At 30.8% G+C, this 995-nt stretch carries 1 protein-coding gene; it reads left to right on the top strand.

The window, feature by feature from the left end; translation table 11 throughout:
• Positions 1–111 precede the first annotated feature (111 nt).
• On the top strand, positions 112–936 hold the full coding sequence (locus ACFQ3N_RS01405; RefSeq protein ID WP_390358857.1) for a HipA domain-containing protein: 825 nt from the start codon (positions 112–114) through the stop codon (positions 934–936).
• The last annotated feature ends 59 nt before the right edge of the window (positions 937–995 follow it).

The following is a 995-nucleotide window of genomic DNA, read 5'->3' as shown; positions in this document are numbered from 1 at the left end:
AAATCAAAGGAATGCTTGATAGATAAGCATTATTGGGTAATCAAAGAAATTCTATGAATAATTCAGGTACTATTTTATATTAGTTAACTAAGTAATAAAGGAGTTAAGGATTTGTTACGTGATATTAGTAAATGGGATCGGATCGGTTATGGTGGTAAAAGTACATTAGAAAAGGAAGAATTACGTTCACCTGATAAAATTGATTATTTGATTAAGTATCCTAGAGATACAAAAGTAGGTGTTTCATGGGAAGATATAACCGAGTTAGTTGCTGCTGAAATTGGGTCTATACTAGGTTTTGAAACAATGGATGTAGAAATAGTAATTAGAAATGGTCGTCGAGGCTGTTTGCTTAGAAACTTTGTAAGGATACCCGAACCCGTCCCAAATGAAGAAGGAGGGGTACTACTCAGTAGTTTTGATGAATACCAAATTTTACAAGCAACTTCTTCTCTAAAAGGTAATGATCTTATTGACTATGGGTTTACTCTTATGAACAAGCTCCCATACTGGGAAAAGATAGAGAGAAAATTCCTAGAAATGCAGTTTTTTGATATAATTATTGGAAATCAGGATAGACATCCGTATAATTGGATGTTAATGTTTTATTCACCTACAGATGTAAGATTATCACCAATATATGATAATGGTGCTTCCCTAGGCTTTAGATTTGATGATGAAAAGTTAATTGAAGTGATATCCAATGAAGCAAAATTAAATAAATATACAAAGAACACCAAAGTTAAAGCTGGCTTATTTGAACGAAAAAAGGTCAAAGCAAAAGAGGTAGTCGATTATCTACTAAGAAACTATCCTATTGAGTCAAAAGAAATTATAGAAAATATAGTTCAATTTGACTTAATGAGTTATAATGCTTATATACAGGGATTACCAATATTAACTAATTCACAAAAAGAATGGTTAATGAATCACTAGCGTTGCATAAAAAAATTTAAAGATTATCAAACGTTTAATTTTGGAATTTATTCCCATTT

The sequence above is a fragment of the Virgibacillus byunsanensis genome (genome assembly GCF_042675965.1).
In the GTDB taxonomy this organism is placed as follows: Bacteria; Bacillota; Bacilli; order Bacillales; family Amphibacillaceae; genus Virgibacillus_R; species Virgibacillus_R byunsanensis.
Note: the sequence above shows the minus strand (reverse complement) of the source record. Positions and strands in the feature narration are given on the sequence as shown.